Source organism: Photobacterium damselae (assembly GCF_003026815.1).
GTDB classification, from domain to species: Bacteria; Pseudomonadota; Gammaproteobacteria; order Enterobacterales; family Vibrionaceae; genus Photobacterium; species Photobacterium damselae.
Map to the genome: position 1 here is coordinate 1 of NZ_PYOG01000113.1, position 681 is coordinate 681.

The following is a 681-nucleotide window of genomic DNA, read 5'->3' on the forward strand; positions in this document are numbered from 1 at the left end:
GTTACCGTGATGTTGTTATTCCTCCATTTATGAAAGCGATGATGGAATACAACGACGTTCACGAGTACTCATGGTCTGCTCCTGGTCACCAAGGCGGTATCGGTTTCACTAAGACTCCAGCCGGTAACCAGTTCTACCAATTCTACGGTGAAAACCTATTCCGTACTGATATGGGTATCGAACGTGCTTCTCTAGGTTCTCTACTAGACCACACTGGCGCATTCAAAGACTCAGAAGTAGAAGCAGCGAAAATCTTCGGTGCTCACGAATCTTACTCAGGTATCGTAGGTACTTCTGGTTCTAACCGTACTATCATGCAAGCGTGTCTAAAAGATGACGACGTTGCTATCTGTGACCGTAACTGTCACAAATCAATTGAACAAGGTCTGATCCTAACTGGTGCTCGCCCTGTTTATATGACACCTAGCCGTAACTGCTACGGTATCATCGGTCCAATCAGCAAAGCGCAAATGAGCAAAGAGTCTCTAGCGAAGAAAATTGCTGAGAAAGCACCTGAATTTGACCTAAACAAAGATAAAGCAAGCTACTCTGTGGTAACTAACTGTACTTATGACGGTATGTGTTACCACTCAGAAGTGACTGAAGCACTTCTTGCTGAATCTGCAAGCCGTATCCACATGGATGAAGCTTGGTTTGGTTACGCTCGCTTTAACCCTATCT

1 pseudogene is annotated in these 681 nt (G+C 44.8%); it reads left to right on the top strand.

Annotated elements, in window-relative coordinates:
* A pseudogene (locus CTN07_RS22590) lies at positions 1 to 681 on the top strand (arginine decarboxylase); the annotation flags it as partial.